This is a genomic window from Taklimakanibacter albus (genome assembly GCF_016595235.1).
GTDB classification, from domain to species: Bacteria; Pseudomonadota; Alphaproteobacteria; order Rhizobiales; family Aestuariivirgaceae; genus Taklimakanibacter; species Taklimakanibacter albus.
In genome coordinates, this window is record NZ_JAENHL010000008.1 from 22,278 (window position 1) to 43,842 (window position 21,565).

The following is a 21,565-nucleotide window of genomic DNA, read 5'->3' on the forward strand; positions in this document are numbered from 1 at the left end:
GATGCCGCGTATCTTCGATTTCGGCGGGCGTGAGGTCGAACGCAGCCTGACGGTCGCCGATCTGCGCCGGCTCAAAGGCAGCGGCAAGCAGGTCACGCAAGTGACCGCCGAGACGGCGGAGGAAGCGGCCGCCGCCGAGGCCGCCGGCATCGAGATGGTCGTGTGCCGCGGCAGCAATGTCACACGAGTGCGCGAAGGCTCACGCCGCGTCTTCGTCACCGCCGCTTTGGGCTTCGCCGAGGCGATCACCGGCGATGAGATCTTGCGTGCCGGCTTCGCCGCCGTCACCTCCGGTGCCGATGCGGTCATCACCGGGCGCAGCCCCGACATGGTGCGCCTCCTCGCCAACGAGCAGATTCCGGTCATGGGCCATCTGGGCCTTGTGCCGCGCAAATCGACCTGGACCGGCGGCATGCGCGCGGTCGGCAAGACGGCTCAGGAAGCGCTCGACCTGTGGGACCGCTTCCGCCAGCTCGAGGACGCCGGTGCCTTCGCGGCCGAATGCGAGGTCATCGCCGCCCCGGTGATGGAAGAGATCAACAAACGCACCTCGCTCGTGACCGTGTCGCTGGGCTCCGGCCCCGCGGCGGATGTGATCTTTCTCTTCACCTCCGATATCTGCGGCGAGAGCGCCCGGCTTCCCCGCCATGCGCGGGCCTGGGGCAATCTCAGGCGCCTGCAGGACCAGATCCGGCAGGAGCGGATCGACGCGCTCGGCCAGTTCCGCCAAGCCGTCACAGCTGGTGGTTTTCCGGCCCAACATGAAACTGCCTCGATTCCGGAGGACGAATTGGCTAGTTTCAGCGCCAAGCTGGATAATTCGGAAAAGGTCCGTCCGCGATCATGAGCTCAAGCTGCACGCGCCTGATCGCGGTCCTCACGATCGCCTTCATGCTGGTGCAGCCCTCTCAGGCGGAAGAGCCTCCCGCTGTCCTCGTCCAGCCGCAGGGCAGCATTCTTATCCGCAATGACCCGCAAATTCGCGATTTGCTTGATCATGCGCTCGATGCCGCCGAACAAGGCGACAGCGCCCGCATAAAAGCGGCGATCGACAAAGCAGATGCGATTATCGGATCAGGTCGGCCAAAGGCAGCGCTTTACCAGGAAGCGGCGTCCGATTTCGCGATCGCCGGCGATGCCGAGGCGGCACTCGCCTATGGAAACAAAGCCGTCGCGATCGGGCGATCTCTCGCGGCGAGCTACATCTTCTATCGCGGCATGACGATGGGCATGCCGGCTTTCGAGCAGACCGAGCCTTTCCGCGACTTCCTCTCGACAAGTTATGTGATGATGGATGGCGCCGACGCAGCTCTAGCGCGGCGCCTGACCGGCGAAGCCTTCAAGGTCGCCCAGCTCGCTCATATGACCAAAGCCGGACTTGCGGTGCTGCGCCAGCAAACCAACCGGATCGCACCGGCCGGGCGGCGCGGCGATGAAGTTAAGCTCGTCCAGATGGTCGCCGACACGATCGGACCGACCTTGCAGACGGCGCGCGAGATCGCGGCCGGCCTTCACGGGGAGGCCGGCAGCCCCGGGCGCTCACAGATGGAAGCGCTCAATGCCGGCCAGCAGAAGAACCTGCAAGAGGCCATCGCGCTCATCGCCAGAGAGAAGATCGATATCGCCGATATCCTTCTGCCGCGCCCGCTGGAAGCCGACGATGTCGCCCGCCGCCTCGCCGAGGATGAGGCTCTGGTCTTCTTCGTCGAAGGCAATATGGCCGAGATCCATGGCTTCGTCGTCACGCGCCAGACCATCCGTTGGCGGGAGATATCATTGAAGCTGCCGGACGTCGAAGCCCTGGTCTCAGGTTTCCGGACCGCGATCGGTGCGCCGCTCGGCCGCAGCGCCAGCGCGATCGCCGCGCCGGATGAGACGCCATCGGCCGATGACATCCTTTCGCCGGCATGGCAGCTCTATCAGGCGCTGCTCGGCCCGTTCCAGGATGAATTGCGCGGCAAGACCCATCTCATCGTCGTCACCGACGGCGCCCTGGCGAAACTTCCCTTCGAGGCCTTGCTGACGAAGGCACCGCCTGCTTCAGTCACCGACTATCGCGAGCTGCCCTGGCTGGTGCGCGATCATGCCGTCACCATGCTGCCGGCGCTCTCCGCGATCACTGCGCGTGACCAGGACGCTTCGGCCTCTGACGATCCGCCGCGCGCATTTCTGGGCATCGGCAATCCGGATTATTCGGCGCTCGCCGGCAACACTGGTCTCATCAGCGCCGTCCGGGCGCTTGGAACACTGACGCCTCTTCCCGAATCCGAAAGCGAGGTGCGCCGCATCGCCCACACGCTCGGCGCGTCGGCACAGGACCTGCTTCTCGGCCGGAATGCCTCGGAAGAGAACCTCTATGCGCTTTCGAAGAACGGCGCGCTGGCGCAGTACCGCATGCTGACATTCGCCACCCATGGATTGCTGCCGGGCGAGATCGACGGTCTCTATGAGGCCGCGCTCGCTTTGACACCGGTTGAAAAGGACGCCGGCCAGCTCATCGTGCCCTCCGCTATGGGCCTCCTCACCAGTGCCGACGGGCTGCTGACCACTTCGGAAATCCCGCAGCTCGCGCTCAAGGCCGGGATTGTCGTTCTGTCGGCCTGCAACACGGGCGCCGACAGCCAGATCGATTTCGAAGCCTATTCCGGCCTCGCTTCGGCCTTCCTGCAAGCCGGGGCGCGCTCTGTCCTGGTGTCACATTGGCCGGTGAAATCGGATGCGGCTGTGACAATCACGACCGGCACGGTCGCCCATTGGACTTCGCGCAAGCCGGGACGCGATTTCGCCTTCGCCTTCCGGCAGGCTTTGCTCGACGTGATCAAGACAAGCCCGGAAACGGCAAGGCCGTCCTATTGGGCGCCCTTCTCGCTCTTCGGCGAGCCCTAGAGCAAATCCCGCCAAAGTTGAAGACTTTGGCGATAAGGGTTTGCTCCAGGATATTGATTTGGCGCGAATCCTTTTCGGCGAAGTGAGTCCACTTCGCCGGGATGCGCGCTAATCGGCAAAACGGGACTTGATGAAGTCACGCAGCGCGGAAGCGGCGGGTGTCAGCTCCGGCGCTTTCGCCCAGGCGAGCAATATGCGCTGGGCCGGCAGCGTGTCGGAAATCGGCAGCGCCGTGAGCTTCCGGCCGTCATAACTCTGATCCGCCTTGGGCCGCGTATAGGCGACCGCCACGCCGAGGCCGTTCGCCACCATGCCGCGCTGCAGCTCGAAAGACGAGGCACGCGCCGCCACATCGACCTCAATCCCCTCGGCGTTGAACAAGGCCACTATATGCTGCCAGCTCAAGGCCTGGTCGGTGAGGATCAGCGGGAATTTTGCGAGATCGGCGAGGGCCACACTGGCGCGGCGCGCCAAGGCGTGATTGGCCGGCAGCATCGCATAGGGCCGGAGCTCGATCAGCGTCTCGCGTTTGATGTCGGGGCCGAGACCCAGATCATAGGTCAGCGCCAGGTCGATCGATCCCTTGCCGAGCTGGCTCGCCAGCTCATCGAAGCCCGCGTCGCGGAAGTCGACCGTGATCGCCGGCATGGCCTTGCGGAATTCGCCCAGTAGACGCGGTACATAATAGGGCGCCAGATCGGTGAAGCAGCCGAGCATCGCCGCGCCGGAGACCGCCTCCGCGGTACTGCCGAGGCGGCTCAAGCCCACCGCCTGGTCGAGCACATAACGCGCCTGGCGGACGAAGCTCGCGCCGAAGGAGGTGAGCTCGACGCCCTCGCCCTTGCGCCTGACGAACAGCTTGCGCCCGTAATGCGCCTCGATCTGGGCGATGGCGACCGAGATCGAGGGCTGCGAGACATGAAGCGTCTCCGCCGCCGCCGTGACATTGCGGGCATCGGCCGCCGCCACCGCGTAACGCAGCTGCTTCAGAGTCACAGATAGGATTTCTTTATGTTTCATATTATCAATCATTATTTTACTTGATGTTTGTCGTCCTGCAAAGTCCTCCCCGACGAGATCAGGAGGAACCGATGAGCAAATATGTGAGCGCCGAGCAGATCGCCGATTACCAGCGCGACGGCGTCGTCTGCATCAAGGGGCTGTTCAAGGATTGGGTACCGGTGATCAGCGAAGGCATCGAGCGCAATATGCGCGAGCCCAGCCAATATGCCGCTGAGAACCTCAAGCCCGGCGAAGGCGGCCGCTTCTTCGACGACTATTGCAATTGGGAGCGCATCCCGGAATTCACCGAGCTCATCCGCAAGTCGCCCGCCGCCCAGGCCGCCGCCGAGCTGATGCGGTCGAAATCGGCACAGATCTTCCATGACCATGTGCTGGTCAAGGAGCCGGGCACCTCCAAGCCGACGCCCTGGCACCAGGACGCGCCGTATTATTTCGTCGACGGAGAGCAGACGATAAGCTTCTGGGTGCCGGTCGAGCCGGTGAAGGAAGCCGCACTGCGCTGCATCGCGGGCTCGCATAAATGGCCGAAGATGGTATTGCCGGTGCGCTGGCTGTCGGAGCAGAATTTCTATGCCGGCGAACACGATTATATCCCGGTGCCCGATCCCGATGCCGAGCCCGGCAAATACAATGTGGTCGAATGGCAGATGGAACCGGGCGACGCGGTCGCCTTCCACTACAAGACCGTGCATGGCGCGCGTGGAAACAACTCGGATAGGCGACGCCGTGCATTCTCGATGCGCTGGGTGGGCGATGACGCTCGTTACGTCACCCGGCCGGGCCGTACCTCGCCTCCCTATCCGGGCCATGACATGAAACACGGCCAGCGCCTGCGCGAGGACTGGTTCCCGGTCATCTGGAACCAGTAAGCTCTTTTTGGCGCATCGGCTGATCCGAAAAGTCGGCAACTTTTCGGGCCGATGCGGCCGATTCGCAATTTCGGTCACATCCCTCCCCCCGTTCCGTGGCATAATCGGGACGGGAGGAGCGGTCCGTTGCGTGCAGCCACCTTTACCAACCATCGCCGGCGCATCGGGCGCGCCGTCAGCCATGTCGACTGGCATCTCGACGACGAGATGGACATCAGGCGGCTTGCCGATATCGCCTGTTTCTCGCCCTATCATTTCCTGCGCGTCTTCCAAGAGCTGACCCACGAGACGCCGCTGTCGATGGTGCGGCGCCTCAGGCTCGAACGCGCCCGCCGGCGGCTCGCCACCGGCGTCTCGGTCACCGAGGCGGCGCAGGAAGCCTGTTTCGAAAGCTCGCAGGCCTTTGCGCGCGCCTTCCGCGCCTTGTTCGACCGCACGCCGAGCAGCATCGAGCCGGGCGAGATCAGGCTCGATCCGGCTGACCTACCGCCAGAGATCGTGACACTGAAGGAAAGGCGCGCCATCGCACTCGACTTCAAAGGCACGCATCTCGACCTCACTGACGGCTTCGGTCATCTGCTCGGCCTGGCGCGACCGCTGATGCGACGCCATGGCTCGCATGCGGCCTCGCTCAGTACCGACTATCCCTTCCCCGAGCTCGACAAACCCTATGGCTGCCAGATGCTGCTGCTGATGCCGGAGGCGGGCTTGCGCGAAACGAAGCTGCCGGTCATCCACATCGCCGGCGGCCTGCATGTCCAGTGGCGCCGGCGCGGTCTGCTCCTCGACTCCCATGCCGGCTACCGGAAGCTCGTCGATCACACACTGCCAGCGCGCGGACTTTGCCGGACCGACGGCCCGATCATCCGCCTCTTCCACAATGATCCGGCGCTGGTACCGCGCGGTAATCGCAAATGGTCACTCTTCATCCCGGTCGTTCCACTCGACAGCTGAGATTTCGATGAGACGCCCTCTTCTCGCTTTACTCGGCTTGCTTCTCCTCGGCGTCTCCGCGTCGAGGGCGCAGGAACCGGTCGCGTTCAAAACCGCCGACGGCATCACCGTCTATGGTGACTACTATGCCGGAACGGATGCGACGCGGCCGGTCATCCTCGCTTTCCATCAGGCCGACTTCAACCGCCTCGAATATCGCGAGATCGCGCCGCGCCTTGTCGAACGCGGTTTCTCGGTGCTGGCGATCGACCAGCGCTCGGGCGGCAATTATGGCGGCGTGGACAACCGGACGGCCAAGGAGGCCAAGGGCTTCTGGGTCTATACCGACGCCATGCCTGATCTCGAAGCGGCGCTCGCCTGGGCGCGCGCGAAACATCCGCAATCGAAGATCATCGCCTGGGGCTCGAGCTATTCGGCCTCGCTCGCCATTATTCTGGCGTCGAACCACAAGGATGTGTCTGGCGTCCTCGCCTTCTCACCCGGCGAATATTTCGATGGCAAGCCGTCGGTGCGCGAAGCCGCCAAAAGCGTCATGGTGCCGGTCTTCATCACGTCCCGCGGCGACAGGGAAAAAGTCATCGCCAAGCTCATCCTCGAAGCTGTCGCCGCGCCGGACAAAACACAATTCATCCCGCAAGGCATAGGCGTTCATGGCTCGAGCGCGCTGCTCCAGCCGCAAGGCAAGGCGGAGGAATACTGGCAGGCGGTCGACGCGTTCCTTGCCAAGTTCAAGTAGCGGCCGGGCGACGCTCCATCACAAGCTTCGCCGCCGCTTCATAACCAATGCTGGTCACCAGCTCGGTGGCGAAGGCGCTGCTCCCCGCGAGATTACTCTGGCAGCGTTCTGCGTCGGAACGGATGTCGTTCACACAGGTGCGGATGAAGGTCGGCACAGCCGTGCTCAGCAGTCCCATCGCCTGATGCAGGCTGTAGACGATGACCGGCTCCATGGCGTTGAGCTGCAACTGACCGGCTTCCGCCGCCATGCCGATGGTGGTGTCGAGGCCATAGACATGGAAGCAGACCTGGTTCAGCGCTTCGGCCGCCACCGGATTGACCTTGCCCGGCATCAGCGACGAGCCCGGCTGCAAGGCCGGAAGGCGGATCTCGCCGAAACCGCCATAAGGACCGCTCGACAGAAGCCGCAGGTCATTGGCTATCTTCGACAGCTTCGCCGCCGTGCGCTTCAACAGGCCGGACTGGAGCATGAAGGCGCCCATGTCCCAGCTCGCTTCGAAGAGATCACTCGCCGGGACCACGGCGAGCCCGCTCACTTCACGCAGATGCTCGAGCACACGCTCGCGATAGACGGCGCCGGCCGCTACCCCTGAGCCGATGGCGGTACCGCCGAGATTGATCTCGAGGAACAGATTTTCCGCTTCGGCGAGCCGGCTCACATCCTCGCCCATCGTGGTGGCGAAGGCGCCGAATTCCTGGCCGAGCGTCATGCCGACCGCATCCTGGAGCTGCGTGCGCCCGAGCTTCGGGATCGCGGCGAATTCCTCGGCCTTGCGGCGCAAGGCCTCGACCAGCTCGCGCAAAGCGCCCTGCACATCGCGGCTTGCCCGCACCATCGACAGACGCGCCGCGGTCGCATAGGCGTCGTTGGTCGATTGCGAGCGGTTGACCTCGTCATTGGGATGAACAAGACGGTCGGCGCCGACAGGACCGCCGAGCCTGAGACTCGCCAGATTGGCGACGACCTCATTCATGTTCATATTGGTCGAGGTGCCCGCTCCACCCTGGAAGACGTCGACGACGAATTCCTCACGGTGATGACCGGCAACGATCTCGCGGCAGACCGCGATGATCGCGTCGGCCTTTTCGGGCGCCAGCGATCCCTCGTCGCGATTGGCGAGCGCGGCCGCGATCTTCACTTCCGCCAACGCGGTCAGGAGATGCGGCAGCGTCGCGATCGACACCCCGGAGATCGGGAAATTGGCGACGGCCCGCGCCGTCTGAGCGCCATAAAGGCGCTCGCGCGGGACCATCACCAGGCCGAGCGAGTCCCGCTCGGCACGGAAGGCTTCACTCATGATCGTGTCAGACCGCTCCCTCGCGGGCGAGCTCGTCCATCACCTGGCGCACCGCGGCTTCGGCGATGCCGACGATCTCGTCGACCTCCCCCTTGGTGGTGATGAGCGGCGGCGCGAAGCCCAGAATGTCGCCATGCGGCATGGCGCGGGCAATGAGGCCCCGATCACGCGCCGCTTTGGAGATGCGGGCGCCGACCTTCAAGCCGGCATCGAAACGCGTCTTCTTCTCGCGATCCGCCACGAATTCGACAGCGCCGAGCATGCCAACGCCCCGCACCTCGCCGACAATCGGCAATTGCGCGAAAGCCGCCTTGAGGCACTGCTGGAAGTGACCACCGACTTCCCTGGCCTTGCCGGGCAGGTCCTCCTTCTCGACGATGTCGAGCACCGCATTGGCGGCGGCGGCGCCGATCGGATGGCCGGAATAGGTGAAGCCATGCGAGAAGCTGCCGACGCGGTCGGCGGCTTCCTCGATCACGCTGTAAACCCTCTCACCGACAATGGCGCCGGAGAGCGGGAAATAAGCGGAAGTCAGCCCCTTGGCGATGGTGATGAGATCAGGCTCGATACCGTAATGATGCGAGCCGAACATGGAGCCCAAGCGGCCGAAACCGGTGATGACCTCATCGGCGATCAGCAGCACGTCGTGCTTCTTGAGCACCTCCTGGATCGCCGCCCAGTAGCCTTCGGGCGGCGGCGTGATGCCGCCAGTGCCGAGCACCGGCTCGCCGATGAAGGCGCCGACCGTGTCGGGTCCCTCGCGCTGGATGAGCTCGTCGAGCTCACGCGCGCGGCGCGCCGAGAAGTCACGCTCGGTCTCGCCCGGCTCGGCGCCCCAATAATGATGCGGCACGCCGGTATGGATGATGCCGGGCAGCGGCAGGTCCATGTGATCGTGATAGAAGGACATGCCGGTCATCGAGCCCGAGACGACGCTGCAGCCATGATAGCCACGCTGGCGTGAGATGATCTTCTTCTTGTTCGGCTTGCCGCGAAGATTGTTGTAATACCAGACCAGCTTGGCCTGCGTCTCATTCGCATCCGAGCCCGACATGCCATAGAAGATCTTGCTCATCTTGCCGGGCGCCATCTTGACGAGGCGTGCCGATAAAGTCGCCAGCTCATCGGTCGTATGCGCGGCATAGGAATGATAATAAGCGAGGCGATAGGCCTGGCGCGAAATGGCTTCCGCCACTTCGGTGCGGCCATAGCCGATATTCACGCAATAGAGCCCGGCGAAACCGTCGATATATTCGCGTCCCGTCGCGTCCTTGATGCGGATGCCCTTGCCGGTCTCGACGATGGTCGGATCGCCGGCCTTGCCGCTGGCGAAGTCCTTGAGCTGGGTGAAGGGATGCAGGACGCTGGCCCGATCGAGCGCGCTGATTTCCTTTACATTGATGGTCATGATGTTCTCCTGATCAGGCGGCGAGATTGCCGAAGCAGACATATTTGGATTCGAGATATTCAGCGAGGCCGTGGCGCGAGCCTTCGCGGCCGAGGCCGGATTGCTTCCAGCCGCCGAAAGGTATCGGCGCGCCGGTGAATTTCGGGGTGTTGACGCCGACCATGCCATATTCGAGCCGGTCGCTGACGCGCATCGCGCGCGCCACGTCGCTCGTATAGACATAGGCCGCGAGGCCCATCTCGCTGGCATTGGCGCGGCGCACCACTTCATCTTCGTGGTCGAAAGGCAGAATGGCGGCGACCGGGCCGAAGGTCTCCTCGCGCGCGATCAGCATGTCGTCGGTCACGTCGGCGAGCACCGTCGGCGTCACGAAATTACCTCCGAGCGGGCTGTCCTGTCCGCCGGCGACGAGACGGGCACCGGCCGACAGCGCCTGGGCGATCTGCTGGCGGCATTTCTCCGCCACTGACGGCCGCGTCATCGGGCCGATATCGACACCGGTTTCCAGGCCATGGCCCACCTTCAGGCGCGCCGTGGCCTCACCGAACGCGGTAACGAAGCGATCATAGATGCCCCGCTGCACATAGATGCGGTTGGCGGCGAGACAGTCCTGGCCCGAGGTCGCGAATTTGGCACCCATGCAGCCCGGCACCGCGAGATCGAATTGCGCATCGTCGAAGAGAAGGAAAGGCGCATGGCCGCCGAGTTCCAGCGAAGCCTTCTTCACGGTCTGCGCCGACTGCGCCAGCAGCAGACGCCCGACCTCGGTCGAGCCGGTGAAGGAGAAGGCGCGGACCTCGGTGTGCTCGAGCAGACGACGCGCCAAAGGTGCGGCCTCACCGGTCACCACCTGGAACACGCCTTTGGGGATGCCCGCCTCTTCAGCGAGCTTCGCCAAGGCCAAGGCCGAGAGCGGCGTTTCGGGCGCGGGCTTCACCACTATTACACAGCCTGCCGCCAGCGCGGCGCCGGCCTTGCGGGTGATCATGGCGCTGGGGAAATTCCAGGGCGTGATCGCCGCGGTGACGCCGATCGGCTGCATATGGACGCTCAGGCGGCTGCCGGGGAGATGGCTCGGAATGGTCTCGCCATAGGAGCGTTCGCCTTCGGCGGCGAACCAGTCGAAGAAGGCGGCGGCATAAGCGATCTCGCCGAGCGATTCCTTATAAGGCTTGCCCTGCTCGGCGGTCATGAGGATGGCGAGATCCTCGTCATGGGCGCGCATCAGGGCGGCCCAGGCGCGCAGCCTCGTGCCGCGTGCCACCGGCGTCAGGTCGCGCCAGGCCGGGAAGGCGGCGGCCGCCGCCTTGACCGCGTGATCGACGGTCTCGACGGGGCAATTGGCGACATCCACAAGACGCTCGCCCGTCGCGGGATCGATCACCGGCAGGGTTCCCTGCCCCGCCAGCCATTCGCCGGCGACAAAAGCTTTCTTCTGCAGCAGATCCGCCCGTTTGAGGCGGCTCAAGGCAGTGGCGGCAAGGCCCTTCATGTTCAGATTTCTCCCCAAAAGTCCGTTGTTTTGGCGTGGCTCAAACTAAACGTCTCAACTCGGTGATTGACTGCGTTTGGAACGCCGCTAGTTTTGCGAACGTGCAAAATTCGATCTGGCTACGCAGGAAAAGTGCATGACTGAGCTCGACCGCATCGATATGGCCATTCTTGAGGCCGTGCAGGCCAATAACCGTATCACCTCCGAGGAGCTGGGTGAGCGCGTCGGCCTGTCGCCCACCGCCTGCCAGCGCCGGCTCAAGCGCCTGCGCAGCGAGGGTGTCATCGAGGCGGATGTCTCGGTCGTCTCGCCCAAGGCGGTCGGACGGCCGATCTCCATGCTGGTGCTGGTGTCGCTCGAACGCGAGCGGGTCGATATCGTCGACCGCTTCAAGGCGTCGATCCGCGCCACGGCGGAAGTGATGATCGGCTTCTATGTCACCGGCGATGCCGATTTCGTGCTGCTCATCACCGCCAAGAGCATGGAGGATTATGAGCAATTCACCCGCCGCTTCTTCTACGAGAATCATGACATCAAGGGCTTCAAGACGCTGGTGGTGATGGACCGCGTGAAAGCGAGCTTCGCCCTGCCGATCGAAGCTTAGAACGTATGCCCCTCGCCCGCTTTCGGCGGGCACCTCAGCGTGAGGGGTTGGGGGATTTAAACGAGCCGTAACTCGACCGTGCCCAGCGGCCCGAAGGACGCCACCGCGTGCTGGCCGGCTTTCATCGGTTGCATCAAGGTCGCGGTGCCGGTGTTGTAGACATCGCCGGCTTGCAACCCATTGCCACGCTTGCGCTGCTCGTTGGCGAGCCAGAGGAGCGCGTTGAGCGGATTGCCGAGCACATTGGCGCCATAACCCTTCTGCACCGGATCGCCGTCGACGATGAGCTCGACGGGCACGCGCGCCAGATCATGGTTGCGCCAATCGGATTTCCCTTCGCCCAGCACCAAGGCGCCATCGACGCCATTATCGGCGATGATGGTGAAAGGCGGCTGCTGCCGCCAGTTCTTGAGCGTGCCGGCGACCACTTCGATGGAGGGATGCAGCGTGGCGATGGCAGCCTGCACATCGCCCAGCTCATAAGGCAGAGGCCGCGCCGGCAGATCACGTGCCAGAATGAAGGAGAACTCACATTCGAGCACGATCGGCGCGAAATCCTTGCTGTCGAGCACGGCGGGCGCGCGATAGATGAGATGGCGGAAGAGCGGCGCGCAATAAGGCTCGGCAAGGCCCAGCTGTTCCTGGATCGCACGATTGGTGCAGCCGCAGAACCAGCCGCCGACCGCCCAGCCAAGTTTTTCCGCCAGCTTCGCCTGGATCGCGTAGGCCTCGGTGATGGTGGCCGGCGCGAGATCCGGCGGCAGGCCATCGACGATGCCGCGCTCAAGGCGCGCTTTCGCGAAGAGAGACGCGGCCTGATCGATCGCCGCCGGGCTCAAGCTCGTCATTGTCAATTCTCCTGGAAAGCGCGCGGCGTCGCGACGCCGAGCTTCGCGGCGAAAGGTTTTACATTGCGCCAGGTGGCGGCAAGGATCTCGACGCCTGTTTGCTGACATTCCACACGCTCGGCCGCGGCACGCTCGCCCGGAATGCGGATCGCGTCCGAACCCGGCGCCTTGCGCGAGGTCTTGATGAGATCGAGATACCAGCCGGTCCGTTCGGCGAAGGTTTCCGCATCGCTGAAGGACGCGGGATCGATCGCCATCAGAAGATGGCCCTGGGTCTTGGTCTCGCCCGAAGCGCCCTGCCAGCCGGCAAGCTCAGGACCGATGCCGCTGTCGGTCAAAGGACCGCAGAGAAGCCCGACGCACAGAGCGAGGCCAAAGCCCTTATGGCCGGCGAGCGGGCTGATGGCGCCTTTGCGCACCAAGGCCGCTTCCGTCGTCGGCAGGCCGTCCGGCCCGATGCCGGAGCCCTCCGGCAAAGGCGTTCCGTCATAGGCGGCCTGGCGCACGCGCGAGCTCGCCAGCGCGCTGGTCGCCATGTCGAAAACAAAAGGCTCGGCGCCGGCACGCGGAAATGCGAAGGCCAGCGGATTGGTGCTGAGCAATTTCTCCATGCCGCCCGGTGGATGGACGAGCGGCGGACCGGAAGTGACGACGATGCCGACCTTGCCCGCTTTGGCGATGCGCTCGGCATAGAAGGCCAGCATGAAGATGTCGGTCGAGTTGCGGATCGCCACCGTGGCGGTGCCGGCCGTGCCGGCGATCTCGATGGCGAGATCGGCGCCCTTGATGGCGGCGGCCTGCCCCGGTCCCCCGCCGCCGTCGATGAGCGCCGTCGCCTGTGTACGACGGGTGAGCCGCGGCTCAGCCTTGCCATCGATCAGGCCGCGCTCGAGGCTCGCCAGCGTGTAAGGCAGATAGTCGAAGCCCTGGATGCCGACGCCGCGCAATTCGGCATCGATATGGACATCGGCCGCCGCCCTGGCATTCGGCTCCGACATGCCGGCCGCCACCATCAGCCGGATCATAAAGTCGTGCAGCGCGGGCGCCGCGATGAGGATCTTTGGTTCAGGCACTTTCTTCACCCCGTGAGTCTCGCCATGCCGGAGCGGCTTTCGATGATCCGCAGAAGCAGGACGGCGATGCCGCTCAATAGCAGATAGAGGATGGCGGCGATGGTCAGCGGTTCAAGATAACGATAGCTGTCATTGCCGATATTGCGGCTCATGCTCATCAGCTCCGGCACCGCGATGATCGACAGCAGCGCCGAATCCTTGAACATCAGGATGATGTAATTGCCGATCGCCGGAATCATCGGCGGGATGGCTTGCGGCAGGATGATTTTGAGCCAGGTCTGCCCCTGCTGATAATTGAGAGCCCGCGCCGCTTCCCATTGGCCGCGCGGCACGCCGTCAATGCCGGCACGATAGACTTCCGACAGATAGGCGCCGGTATGGAGGCCGAGCGCGATGACGCCGCACAACAGAGGCGGCAGGACGACGCCCGCCTGAGGCAGCACGAAGTAGATGAAATAGAGCTGTACCAGAAGCGGCGTGCGCCGGATGAATTCGGCGAAACCGCGCGAGGAGCGGCGCACCGCCGTGACATCCGAACGATTGGCGAGCGCGATCACCAGGCCGACGGCAAGCGCCAGCAGCGAGCCGAAGAAGGTGGCGATGACGGTGGTGCCGAGGCCGCGCAGGATGTCGGGAATGATGCGCAGCGCGAAGTCCCAATCCCAGATCATGCCGCCCTCGGTCCCGTTTCGAGGCCGCGCGAGGCGCGCCGCTCGATCCGGCCGATCGCCCAGGCGATCGCCGACGACATGAGGAAATAGCCGACCAGGATCGTCGCCAGCGCGATGAAGGTGCTGCCGGTCTGCTGGCGCACCGCCATGGCGTTATATGTCAGGTCGGACATGGTGATAAGCGAGGTCAAGGGTGTGAGCTTCAGAAGATCGATGAACAGATTGCCGGCGGGCGGCAGCATTGCCACCAGCGCCTGCGGGAAGACCACATGGCGGAAGCGCTGGAGCTTGGTGAAATTCAAGGCGACGGACGCTTCGGTCTGGCCACGCGGCACGCCGGCAATGGCGCCGCGCACCACTTCCGAGCCGTAGCTGCCGACATTGGCGCCGAGCACCAGCACGGAGGCGACGAAGGGCGTCAGGCTGATGCCGATGAAGGGCAACGCGAAAAAGGCCCAGAACAGCTGGACATAACAGGAGGTGCCGCGGAACAGCTCGACGAACAGCGTCGGCCCGAGGCGTATCCAGAAGAATTTGGACGTGCGGGCGACACCCGTGAGAAGCGCCACGATCACCGCCACGACGGAGGCGACAACGGTGATCTTCACCGTCACCCAGGTACCGTCGAGGATCATCCAGGCGTAGTCGGAGAACTGGCTCATGATCCAATCCCGAAAAGAGGAGTGGCGGCGACACGGCTCACGCCGGGCCGCCCGCCCTCAGATCAATTGGCGCCCTGGCACAGCTCGTCGCGCGTGTGCTTGGTGGCGAGCTCGACATTGAAGCCATAGGGCTCGACGATCTTGGCGAATTCGCCGCTCGCCTTGATCTCGGCCAGCGCCACGTCATAAGCGTCGCGCAGCTCCTTCTCCTCATAGTTGAAGGCGGTCGCGGCACAACTCACCGGCTCGCCGGCGATCGGGGCCACGACTTCGAGATTGGTGTCGCCGACCTTCTTGATCGTGTCGGCCAGAGTGAGGTCGGGCCAGGCGACGACATCGACACGGCCCGCCTGCAGCATGGCGATGGCGTTGAAGGCGTCGGTGGCGACGATGAGACGGTCGCGCGGCACGCCGACCTCGATCGCCCGCTTCTCTTCGGCGCAACCGCCGCAGACCGCGATCTTGACGTCGGTCTTGACCAGGTCCTCATAGGTGTTGAGCGCGGACGGATTGCCCTTCTTCACCGCGAATCCTTCCGCCGTGCAGAGATCGGGCTGCGAGAAACGCACCGCGGTGCAGCGTTGCGGCCGGATGATGAGGCCGGTCGAGACGATATCGAAGCGCCGCGCCTGGAGCCCCGGGATCAAGGCGGCCCAGTCGACGACGTCGGCCGTCACCTTGTTCACCTTGAGCTTGGCGAAGACGGCGCGCGCCACATCGACGGCGGCACCGGTCGGCTCGCCCGAGGCCGAGAACATCGTATAGGGCGGCTCCTGCGCCAGGCCGATCTTCACCGTGCCGTCCTGCTGCAGTTTCTCGAGCGCCGTCTGGGCATGAGCGGCTCCCGCCCACAGCGTTGCCGCGGCCATGGCCGCAATCATAAATCTCTTCATGTCAGTCTCCTCCTTTGTTGTTTCTTCAGTCGATGCGATGGCCGGCGGCGATGATCTTCTTGAGGAACAGCCGCGTGCGTTCCTCTTTCGGATCGGAAAAGATCTGGTCGGGAGGCCCCTCCTCGACGATGGCGCCGCCATCCAGGAATAGAATTCGATCCGAAATCTCACGTGCGAAGCTCATCTCATGGGTGACGAGCAGCATGGTGGTCTTGCCCTCGAGGGCGATGTCGCGCAGGACGGCCAGGACCTCCTCGACCAGCTCCGGGTCGAGCGCCGAGGTCGGCTCGTCGAACAGCATGATGGCGGGCTGCATGGCGAGAGCGCGGGCAATGGCGACACGCTGCTTCTGGCCGCCCGACAACTGCGCCGGGTAGCTCGCGCCCTTTTGAGCGAGACCGACGAGACGCAGAAGATCCTGGGCGCGCTGCTCGGCCTCGCCGCTCGTAACGCCGAGGACGATCTGCGGCGGACGCGCGACATTCTCCTGCACCGTCATATGGGGGAAGAGATTGAAGTGCTGGAACACCATGCCGATATGGCGGCGCATGGCGTGGAGATGCGTTTCGGTGGCCGGCGCCAGACCGTCACCCTTCGGCATGTGCCACAGGGGCTCGCCCTTCACCCAGACGGTGCCCGCCTGGATGGTCTCGAGCGTCATGAGGATGCGCAGTACGGTGGTCTTGCCCGACCCGCTCGGCCCGATCAGCGCGATCTTCTCGCCCTGCGGCACGCTCAGGCTCAGCTCCTTCAGAACGGCCAGGGCGCCGTAAAGCTTCGACACGCCGCGAAACTCGACGGCCAATTGCCGGTCAGACATTCACGTCACCTCCCCATTGCGGCCGGGACGTTCCCACGGATGCTAAGCTTGAAAAAATCCGGAATACTCAATTCTCATATTTCGATTTATCAAAATGAGAACCGGAATCAGCCACTGGCGGTCGGAACCTCCGCCACATGGGCGTCGATGAGAGAGATGAAGGTCGAGACGGCCACGGGAGCTTTGGCAGCGGTCGCCGTGATCAGCATATGGGGCGAGTCATAGCCGAACTCGTCGGAATAGACGCGTTTGAGGAGGCCGCGCGCAACCCAGTCCTGCGCGTAATGGTCGGGCAGCAACCCCAGATAGCCGCCGGTCAGGAGCAGGACGAGCATCGCTTCCATGGAAGAGACGGTGGCGGGCGTGCGCGCCCGGGCGAAGCGGCTCAAATCGAACTGCTCGTTATAGGCGCGCACCACGAAGTCATAATCGACGATCTCGGCGCGCGAGATCGGCGTTGCACCCGCCTCAAAGAGCGGATGGCCTTGCCCGCAATAAAGCTCATGGCGCTCGCGGAAGACCGGGCGGAAGGCGAGCCCGTTGATGGGGCGCAGATAAGGCACGATCGCCGCATGGAGATGGCCCGCCAATACGGCGCGTTCAAGCTCCATGCGCGGCGCCACGGTGAGCTCGATCTGCACGTCATTGTCCATCTCGTTGAAGCGGCGGATGACGGCGGTGAGCGGGAAGTTGGGGTGAGTCGAGAGGCAATCGACCATCCCGAGCAGCAACTTGCCGGCGAGCCGCTTGCGCAGGCCCGCCATGCGGCCGGTGAAGTCGTCGAGCGTGGTGAGGACGCGCTTGATCTCCTCATAAGCAAGCCGGCCGCGCTCAGTGAGGCGAAAACCATGACGGCCGCGGTCACAGAGCCGGAAGCCGATGCGCTCCTCGAGGTCCGACATATGCAGGCTGATGGTCGATGAGCCGATATTGAGCGTCGTCTGCGCGCCGCTGTAGCCGCCCGCTTCCGCCACCGCGACGAAGACACGGAGCAGCCTTAGATCGATATCCATTACGCGGCGCATAGCAGCCTCCTCGTTTTCTCGCTTTGATAAATCAATAAGTCAGATTGAGGAAGATCGAATTTTTCTCGAAATGGCGGTCACCTACTCTCCCGCCGCCCCGGCCCGCTATCGGACCGGAGGGCCAGAGGAACATCGAGGAGGTAAGGATGGCCTTAGAAAAAGATCACGAAATTCTGGACGTGGCGAAGCACACGACACACGTCACATTCCAAAAGTCGACGCGCAAGACCGCATCGGGCGAAGAACTGCCGATGCTGCTGCATGACCGGCTGGCCTTCTCGCCGGAAGAATATGTCCGCCGCTACGACGTCATCCAGACGGCGATGGCCAAGGAAGGCCTCGACGCCGTGCTCATCCGCGGCCCCGAGAACATCACCTATTTCAGCGGTTATGAGACGCCCGGTTACTACCGCTATCACTGCATCGTGGTGCCCCGCACCGGCGAGCCGGTCTTCCTGGTGCGCGATTTCGAATGGATCAACTCACCGGAATTCGCCTGGTCGACGCGCCTCACCAAGGTCTATGACTGGAATCACCCGCCGAGCGTCACCGTCAACGTGCTGCGCCAGCTGGGTCTCGGCTCAGGCAAGCGCATCGGCGTCGAGAAGCAATCCTTCTTCTACACGGTCGACGAGCACGAGACGTTCACGCGCGAGCTTTCCGGCAATACCTTCGTCGATGCGACACCGATCCTGTGGAATGCCCGCATGATCAAGTCGGCCGAGGAAGTGGCCGTGATGCGCCGCTCGGCGGCGATCGTCGACAAGGCGATGCTGGCGGGCTATGCGGCCTCGCGGCCGGGCGCCAGCGGCGATCACATCAACGCCGTCGTCAACCAGACGATCTTCGAGGCGGGTGGTGAATATATGGGCCTGCCGCCCTTCGTTCTGGCGGGCGACCGCAGCTGCCTGCCGCATCAGACCGGCGGCACCAATGTGCTGGCCAAGGACGATCTCATGTATTTCGAGATCTCGGCGTCGCAGCGGCGTTACGCGGCCGCCCTCATGCGCACCATCTTCGTCGGCAAACCCAAGGACGAATGGCGCCGCGCGGCAGAGGCCTGTATCGGCGCGGTCGAGGCGGCGCTCGCCTTCATCAAGCCGGGTGTCACCTCGCATGACGCCGACACGGCGGCGCGCGCCGTCACCACCAAAGCGGGCTTCGGCGAGTATCATCGCAACCGCCTCGGCTACAGCATCGGCCTCAACTATGCGCCGGATTGGGGTGAGGGCGAGATCATCTCGCTGCAGCAGAACGAGCCGCGCGTATTGCAGGCCGGCATGACCTTCCACATGCCGCCGCTCTGCCTCAAATACCGTGAATTCGGCATCGGCTTCTCGGAAACCATCGTCATCACCAAGGATGGCTGCGAACGGCTCTCGAAGCTGCCGCGCGACATCGTCATCAACAACTGAGGCGGACGACCGTGCGCTCGTGGCATATCAATGGCGAGCGCCTGCTCGACGATCTCAACCACCTCTCGTCCTTCGGCGCCCGGCCGGAGGGCGGCATCGACAGGCCGGCCTTCTCGCCGGCCTGTTCAGAGGCCTCACGCTGGCTCGCCGAGCGGATGCGCGAAGCAAGTCTCGGCGCCCGCATCGACGCAGCCGGCAATGTCATCGGCCGGCTCGGCCCCGATGACGGCAGCGCCATTCTCATCGGCTCACACATCGACACAGTGCCGGGCGGCGGCCCGCTCGACGGCAGCCTCGGCGTCATCGCCGGGCTCGAATGCCTGCGCAGCCTCTCGGAATCCGGCGCCAATCTCGACCGCGCCGTCGAGGTCATCGCCTTTTCGGACGAAGAAGGCGCCTATCTCAGCATGCTCGGCTCGCGCGCCATGACCGGCACGCTGACCGAGACCGAAGTCGACACAGCGCATGGCCGCAAGGGCGACCGGCTCGCTGATGCGATGGCCACGGCCGGTTTCGACATCCGGAAGCTCCATCAGGCCGAGCGCACGCGGCAGTCGATGAGCAATTATCTCGAGCTCCATATCGAACAGGGACCGGTGCTCGAATCCCGCGGGCTCGATGTCGGCATCGTCGATTCCATCATCGGCATCGATGTCTCCGAATATGTCCTGCACGGCCAGGCACGCCATGCCGGCACCACGCCCATGGGCGAGCGCCGCGACGCGGGCCGCGCCGCCGCCGAGGCGATCGTGCATGCCTTCGACGATCTCGATCTCAGGGCCGTTCCGGAGGCGCGCATCACCTTCGGCGATATCGAGATCAAGCCCGGCGCCAGCAATGTCGTTCCGGGCCACGCCCGAATCCTGAGCGAGATCCGCGCCATCAGGATCCAGGACATGCGGCAGATCCGCAATGGTGTCGACAGCGCCTTCGACAGCGCCGCCGCCCGCCATACGGTGAGGCTCGAAAAGCGCTATTTGAGCGGCGACGTGCCGAGCGTCATGGCGCCCGACATGATCGATCTCATCGGCCAGATCTGCATCGATCTCGACCATAAATTCATGGTCATGCCGTCGGGCGCCAGCCACGATGCGTCGAATTTCGCATCCCTGGTGCCGTCCGGCATGATCTTCGTGGCAAGCCGCGGCGGCGTCAGCCATCATCCGGATGAATATAGCGAGCCCAAGTCCCTGGTCACCGGAACCAATGTGCTGTTCGAGACGGTGCGGCGGCTTCTGGCGCGTTCGAATGGAGGCAGCCGGTAATGGATCACTCCTGGCCTCTCTTTCCGGCCGCTTATGACGACGGCATCGGCGCCATTCTGTCGATCGGCGTGATCGCGCTCGCCGAGGACCGGGCCGGTGTGTGGGACTTCGAGCAGTTCCTGAAAGACGTGCCTGGTATCGGCGTCTTCTCGACCCGCGTGCCCATGTCAGCCGATGTGACGCCGCAATCGCTCGCCGCCATGGGCGAGCATCTGGGCTTCGCCGCCAGGACCCTGCTCCCTGGATCACCGCTCGATGCGATCGCCTTCAGCTGCACCTCGGGCACGGTCGCCATCGGGCTCGACAAGGTGCATGCGACAATTTCCGCCGCGCGACCTGGAATTCCGGTCAGCACGCCGATCGAGGCGGGCCTTGCGGCTCTACGCAAGCTCGGCACCAGCAGGATCGCCCTACTCACGCCCTACCGGCCCGCCACCGCCGATCTTGTGGCGAATTTCTTTGAGGAGCATGGACTCTCGATAGCAGCGCGCCTGACGTTCGCGCTCGCCGGCGATCTCGACATGAACCGCGTTTCGGCCGACTGCCTCATCAAGGCGGCGCGCGCCTGCCTGGCACAGGCGCCCGACAGCGAAGCGCTGTTCATCTCCTGCACGGGCCTTCGCACGTCGCCGCTCATTCAGCGGCTCGAGGACGAAATCAGGATCCCGGTCATCACCAGCAACCAGGCGCTTGCCTGGCATTGCCTGCGCATTGCCGGGAACACCCGGAAAATCACCGGCCATGGCAGGTTGCTGTCTGAACATTGAGGGAGGATCGCCTTTGGATATCGTGAAGCTCGGATTTCTCTATCCGCTCGGCGGTGCGGAATATGAATATTACCATTTCGAGGAACGTCTCGATCATCGCGTACGCACCTATCTGACGGGCGTGCGCATCTTCGGCGAGGGCAGCGATCACGATCCGGAGCATCTCCAGCGCACCGGCGCCCTCGACAACCTCACCCGGGCCGCGATCGGGCTCAAGCCGCTCTCGCCCGATGCCGCCTTGTGGGCGTGCACCAGCGGCAGCTTCATCGACGGGCGCGCGCATGCCGAAAAGCAGGCCGCGGCGATTGCCGCCACGCTCGGATGCCCGGCGAGCAGCACCTCGCTCGCCTTCGTTCATGCCGCCCGGCATCTCGGGCTGCAACGGCTCGCCTTGCTTGCGACCTATTCCGAGCCTGCGGCGCAGGCCTTTGCCAATTTTCTTAGCGAGTTTGGTTTCGAGATTGGGCCAATCACCTGGCTCGATGCGCCGGCCGGACCCGATGCGGCGGCATTCAGCATAGAGAAGGTGATGGCCACACTCGCGGACATGGATCTATCCAGCACCGATGGCGTGCTGATCCCCGATACGGCCATGCCGGGCTTCGAGCTGGTCAGGCGTGCCGAGGCGACCTTCGGTCTCCCAGTGCTGGCGGCCAACCAAGTATCGATCTGGGAAGGTCTTCGCCTGGCCGAAGCCTCGATAACACTTGCCGATCACGGCCGGCTGTTCATCTAAACCAAAGGCCCCGTCACTGGCCCCTCACCCTGAGGTGCGAGCGCAGCGAGCCTCGAAGGGTATGCTTCAGCTTCTCGGTTTATCCTGATGGATGCTTCGAGGGCCGCTTTGCGGCCAC

Annotated in this window: 21 protein-coding genes; 10 read left to right on the plus strand and 11 right to left on the minus strand. The window is 64.1% G+C overall.

Annotated features, from left to right (window positions below; all coding sequences use genetic code 11):
* Position 1: 1 nt before the first annotated feature.
* Both JHL16_RS23015 and JHL16_RS23020 read left to right on the plus strand, forming a co-directional pair.
* Positions 2 to 847 carry a 3-methyl-2-oxobutanoate hydroxymethyltransferase gene (locus JHL16_RS23015; RefSeq protein ID WP_200187262.1) on the plus strand — a complete coding sequence of 282 codons (846 nt, stop codon included), beginning with the start codon at positions 2 to 4 and terminating at the stop codon, positions 845 to 847.
* Positions 844 to 2,886, plus strand: coding sequence for a CHAT domain-containing protein (locus JHL16_RS23020; protein WP_200187263.1), 2,043 nt, complete (start codon positions 844 to 846; stop codon positions 2,884 to 2,886). Before JHL16_RS23015 ends, JHL16_RS23020 begins: the two co-directional genes overlap by 4 nt.
* Before the next feature lie 108 nt (positions 2,887 to 2,994).
* Here the strand turns inward: JHL16_RS23020 and JHL16_RS23025 are convergent, their stop codons facing one another.
* Complete coding sequence (locus JHL16_RS23025) at positions 2,995 to 3,882, minus strand: LysR substrate-binding domain-containing protein (protein ID WP_200187264.1); 888 nt, start codon at positions 3,880 to 3,882, stop codon at positions 2,995 to 2,997.
* A gap of 95 nt (positions 3,883 to 3,977) precedes the next feature.
* On the opposite strand from JHL16_RS23025, the gene JHL16_RS23030 reads away from it, so the two are divergent.
* The 3 genes from JHL16_RS23030 (at position 3,978) to JHL16_RS23040 (ending at position 6,468) form a co-directional block, all read left to right on the plus strand.
* Positions 3,978 to 4,778 carry a phytanoyl-CoA dioxygenase family protein gene (locus JHL16_RS23030; protein ID WP_200187265.1) on the plus strand — a complete coding sequence of 267 codons (801 nt, stop codon included), beginning with the start codon at positions 3,978 to 3,980 and terminating at the stop codon, positions 4,776 to 4,778.
* A gap of 126 nt (positions 4,779 to 4,904) precedes the next feature.
* The gene (locus JHL16_RS23035) at positions 4,905 to 5,732 is read left to right on the plus strand and encodes a helix-turn-helix domain-containing protein (RefSeq protein WP_200187266.1); all 828 of its coding nucleotides are present in this window, start codon (positions 4,905 to 4,907) and stop codon (positions 5,730 to 5,732) included.
* Between the two features lie 7 nt (positions 5,733 to 5,739).
* Entirely contained in the window at positions 5,740 to 6,468 is a 729-nt protein-coding gene (locus tag JHL16_RS23040; protein WP_200187267.1) for an alpha/beta hydrolase, read from the plus strand.
* Here the strand turns inward: JHL16_RS23040 and JHL16_RS23045 are convergent.
* The 3 genes from JHL16_RS23045 to JHL16_RS23055 are packed head-to-tail and all read right to left on the minus strand — an operon-like array spanning position 6,461 to position 10,668.
* Positions 6,461 to 7,768 carry an aspartate ammonia-lyase gene (locus JHL16_RS23045; protein ID WP_200187268.1) on the minus strand — a complete coding sequence of 436 codons (1,308 nt, stop codon included), beginning with the start codon at positions 7,766 to 7,768 and terminating at the stop codon, positions 6,461 to 6,463. The genes JHL16_RS23040 and JHL16_RS23045 overlap by 8 nt on opposite strands.
* A 7-nt stretch (positions 7,769 to 7,775) precedes the next feature.
* Entirely contained in the window at positions 7,776 to 9,176 is a 1,401-nt protein-coding gene (locus JHL16_RS23050) for an aspartate aminotransferase family protein (protein WP_200187269.1), read from the minus strand.
* A gap of 13 nt (positions 9,177 to 9,189) precedes the next feature.
* Positions 9,190 to 10,668 carry an NAD-dependent succinate-semialdehyde dehydrogenase gene (locus JHL16_RS23055; RefSeq protein WP_200187270.1) on the minus strand — a complete coding sequence of 493 codons (1,479 nt, stop codon included), beginning with the start codon at positions 10,666 to 10,668 and terminating at the stop codon, positions 9,190 to 9,192.
* A gap of 136 nt (positions 10,669 to 10,804) precedes the next feature.
* Between JHL16_RS23055 and JHL16_RS23060 the strand changes: the two genes are divergently transcribed.
* Positions 10,805 to 11,272, plus strand: coding sequence for an Lrp/AsnC family transcriptional regulator (locus tag JHL16_RS23060; RefSeq protein ID WP_137858761.1), 468 nt, complete (start codon positions 10,805 to 10,807; stop codon positions 11,270 to 11,272).
* Between the two features lie 56 nt (positions 11,273 to 11,328).
* Here JHL16_RS23060 and JHL16_RS23065 read toward each other — a convergent pair whose 3' ends face one another.
* From JHL16_RS23065 to JHL16_RS23095, 7 genes are all read right to left on the minus strand, one after another.
* Positions 11,329 to 12,120, minus strand: a complete 792-nt coding sequence (locus tag JHL16_RS23065; RefSeq protein WP_200187271.1) for a 2-keto-4-pentenoate hydratase — start codon at positions 12,118 to 12,120, stop codon at positions 11,329 to 11,331.
* A 2-nt stretch (positions 12,121 to 12,122) separates the two neighbouring features.
* Positions 12,123 to 13,193, minus strand: coding sequence for an Ldh family oxidoreductase (locus tag JHL16_RS23070; RefSeq protein ID WP_200187272.1), 1,071 nt, complete (start codon positions 13,191 to 13,193; stop codon positions 12,123 to 12,125).
* A 5-nt stretch (positions 13,194 to 13,198) separates the two neighbouring features.
* Positions 13,199 to 13,864, minus strand: a complete 666-nt coding sequence (gene ehuD, locus JHL16_RS23075) for an ectoine/hydroxyectoine ABC transporter permease subunit EhuD (protein ID WP_200187273.1) — start codon at positions 13,862 to 13,864, stop codon at positions 13,199 to 13,201.
* Positions 13,861 to 14,526 (minus strand): ectoine/hydroxyectoine ABC transporter permease subunit EhuC, encoded by a 666-nt coding sequence (gene ehuC / locus JHL16_RS23080; RefSeq protein WP_137858757.1) that lies wholly within the window; start codon positions 14,524 to 14,526, stop codon positions 13,861 to 13,863. Before ehuC ends, ehuD begins: the two co-directional genes overlap by 4 nt.
* Positions 14,527 to 14,588: 62 nt before the next feature.
* Positions 14,589 to 15,419, minus strand: coding sequence for an ectoine/hydroxyectoine ABC transporter substrate-binding protein EhuB (ehuB, locus tag JHL16_RS23085; protein ID WP_246771134.1), 831 nt, complete (start codon positions 15,417 to 15,419; stop codon positions 14,589 to 14,591).
* A 25-nt stretch (positions 15,420 to 15,444) separates the two neighbouring features.
* The gene (gene ehuA / locus JHL16_RS23090; RefSeq protein ID WP_200187274.1) at positions 15,445 to 16,239 is read right to left on the minus strand and encodes an ectoine/hydroxyectoine ABC transporter ATP-binding protein EhuA; all 795 of its coding nucleotides are present in this window, start codon (positions 16,237 to 16,239) and stop codon (positions 15,445 to 15,447) included.
* Positions 16,240 to 16,346: 107 nt separating this feature from the next.
* Positions 16,347 to 17,264 carry a LysR family transcriptional regulator gene (locus JHL16_RS23095; RefSeq protein WP_200187275.1) on the minus strand — a complete coding sequence of 306 codons (918 nt, stop codon included), beginning with the start codon at positions 17,262 to 17,264 and terminating at the stop codon, positions 16,347 to 16,349.
* Positions 17,265 to 17,410: 146 nt separating this feature from the next.
* Here JHL16_RS23095 and JHL16_RS23100 point away from each other — a divergent pair, with 146 nt between their 5' ends.
* The 4 genes from JHL16_RS23100 to JHL16_RS23115 are packed head-to-tail and all read left to right on the plus strand — an operon-like array spanning position 17,411 to position 21,447.
* Entirely contained in the window at positions 17,411 to 18,679 is a 1,269-nt protein-coding gene (locus JHL16_RS23100; protein ID WP_200187276.1) for a M24 family metallopeptidase, read from the plus strand.
* 11 nt (positions 18,680 to 18,690) lie between these two features.
* Positions 18,691 to 19,944, plus strand: coding sequence for an allantoate amidohydrolase (locus JHL16_RS23105; RefSeq protein ID WP_200187277.1), 1,254 nt, complete (start codon positions 18,691 to 18,693; stop codon positions 19,942 to 19,944).
* A complete protein-coding gene (locus JHL16_RS23110; RefSeq protein WP_200187278.1) occupies positions 19,944 to 20,711 on the plus strand; it encodes a maleate cis-trans isomerase family protein in 768 nt (255 codons plus the stop codon). Before JHL16_RS23105 ends, JHL16_RS23110 begins: the two co-directional genes overlap by 1 nt.
* Before the next feature lie 22 nt (positions 20,712 to 20,733).
* Positions 20,734 to 21,447: a maleate cis-trans isomerase family protein gene (locus tag JHL16_RS23115; RefSeq protein ID WP_348647324.1), complete on the plus strand. Its 714-nt coding sequence runs from the start codon at positions 20,734 to 20,736 to the stop codon at positions 21,445 to 21,447.
* Positions 21,448 to 21,565: the final 118 nt, after the last annotated feature.

What these genes read in the sequence shown, in the direction of transcription:
- JHL16_RS23015 (WP_200187262.1), top strand. Translation starts at nt 2, where the DNA reads ATGCCGCGTATCTTCGATTTCGGCGGGCGTGAGGTCGAACGCAGCCTG.
- JHL16_RS23020 (WP_200187263.1), top strand. Translation starts at nt 844, where the DNA reads ATGAGCTCAAGCTGCACGCGCCTGATCGCGGTCCTCACGATCGCCTTC.
- JHL16_RS23030 (WP_200187265.1), top strand. Translation starts at nt 3,978, where the DNA reads ATGAGCAAATATGTGAGCGCCGAGCAGATCGCCGATTACCAGCGCGAC.
- JHL16_RS23040 (WP_200187267.1), top strand. Translation starts at nt 5,740, where the DNA reads ATGAGACGCCCTCTTCTCGCTTTACTCGGCTTGCTTCTCCTCGGCGTC.
- JHL16_RS23045 (WP_200187268.1), bottom strand. Translation starts at nt 7,768, where the DNA reads ATGAGTGAAGCCTTCCGTGCCGAGCGGGACTCGCTCGGCCTGGTGATG.
- JHL16_RS23050 (WP_200187269.1), bottom strand. Translation starts at nt 9,176, where the DNA reads ATGACCATCAATGTAAAGGAAATCAGCGCGCTCGATCGGGCCAGCGTC.
- JHL16_RS23055 (WP_200187270.1), bottom strand. Translation starts at nt 10,668, where the DNA reads ATGAAGGGCCTTGCCGCCACTGCCTTGAGCCGCCTCAAACGGGCGGAT.
- JHL16_RS23060 (WP_137858761.1), top strand. Translation starts at nt 10,805, where the DNA reads ATGACTGAGCTCGACCGCATCGATATGGCCATTCTTGAGGCCGTGCAG.
- JHL16_RS23065 (WP_200187271.1), bottom strand. Translation starts at nt 12,120, where the DNA reads ATGACGAGCTTGAGCCCGGCGGCGATCGATCAGGCCGCGTCTCTCTTC.
- ehuD (WP_200187273.1), bottom strand. Translation starts at nt 13,864, where the DNA reads ATGATCTGGGATTGGGACTTCGCGCTGCGCATCATTCCCGACATCCTG.
- ehuC (WP_137858757.1), bottom strand. Translation starts at nt 14,526, where the DNA reads ATGAGCCAGTTCTCCGACTACGCCTGGATGATCCTCGACGGTACCTGG.
- ehuB (WP_246771134.1), bottom strand. Translation starts at nt 15,419, where the DNA reads ATGAAGAGATTTATGATTGCGGCCATGGCCGCGGCAACGCTGTGGGCG.
- ehuA (WP_200187274.1), bottom strand. Translation starts at nt 16,239, where the DNA reads ATGTCTGACCGGCAATTGGCCGTCGAGTTTCGCGGCGTGTCGAAGCTT.
- JHL16_RS23095 (WP_200187275.1), bottom strand. Translation starts at nt 17,264, where the DNA reads ATGCGCCGCGTAATGGATATCGATCTAAGGCTGCTCCGTGTCTTCGTC.
- JHL16_RS23100 (WP_200187276.1), top strand. Translation starts at nt 17,411, where the DNA reads ATGGCCTTAGAAAAAGATCACGAAATTCTGGACGTGGCGAAGCACACG.
- JHL16_RS23110 (WP_200187278.1), top strand. Translation starts at nt 19,944, where the DNA reads ATGGATCACTCCTGGCCTCTCTTTCCGGCCGCTTATGACGACGGCATC.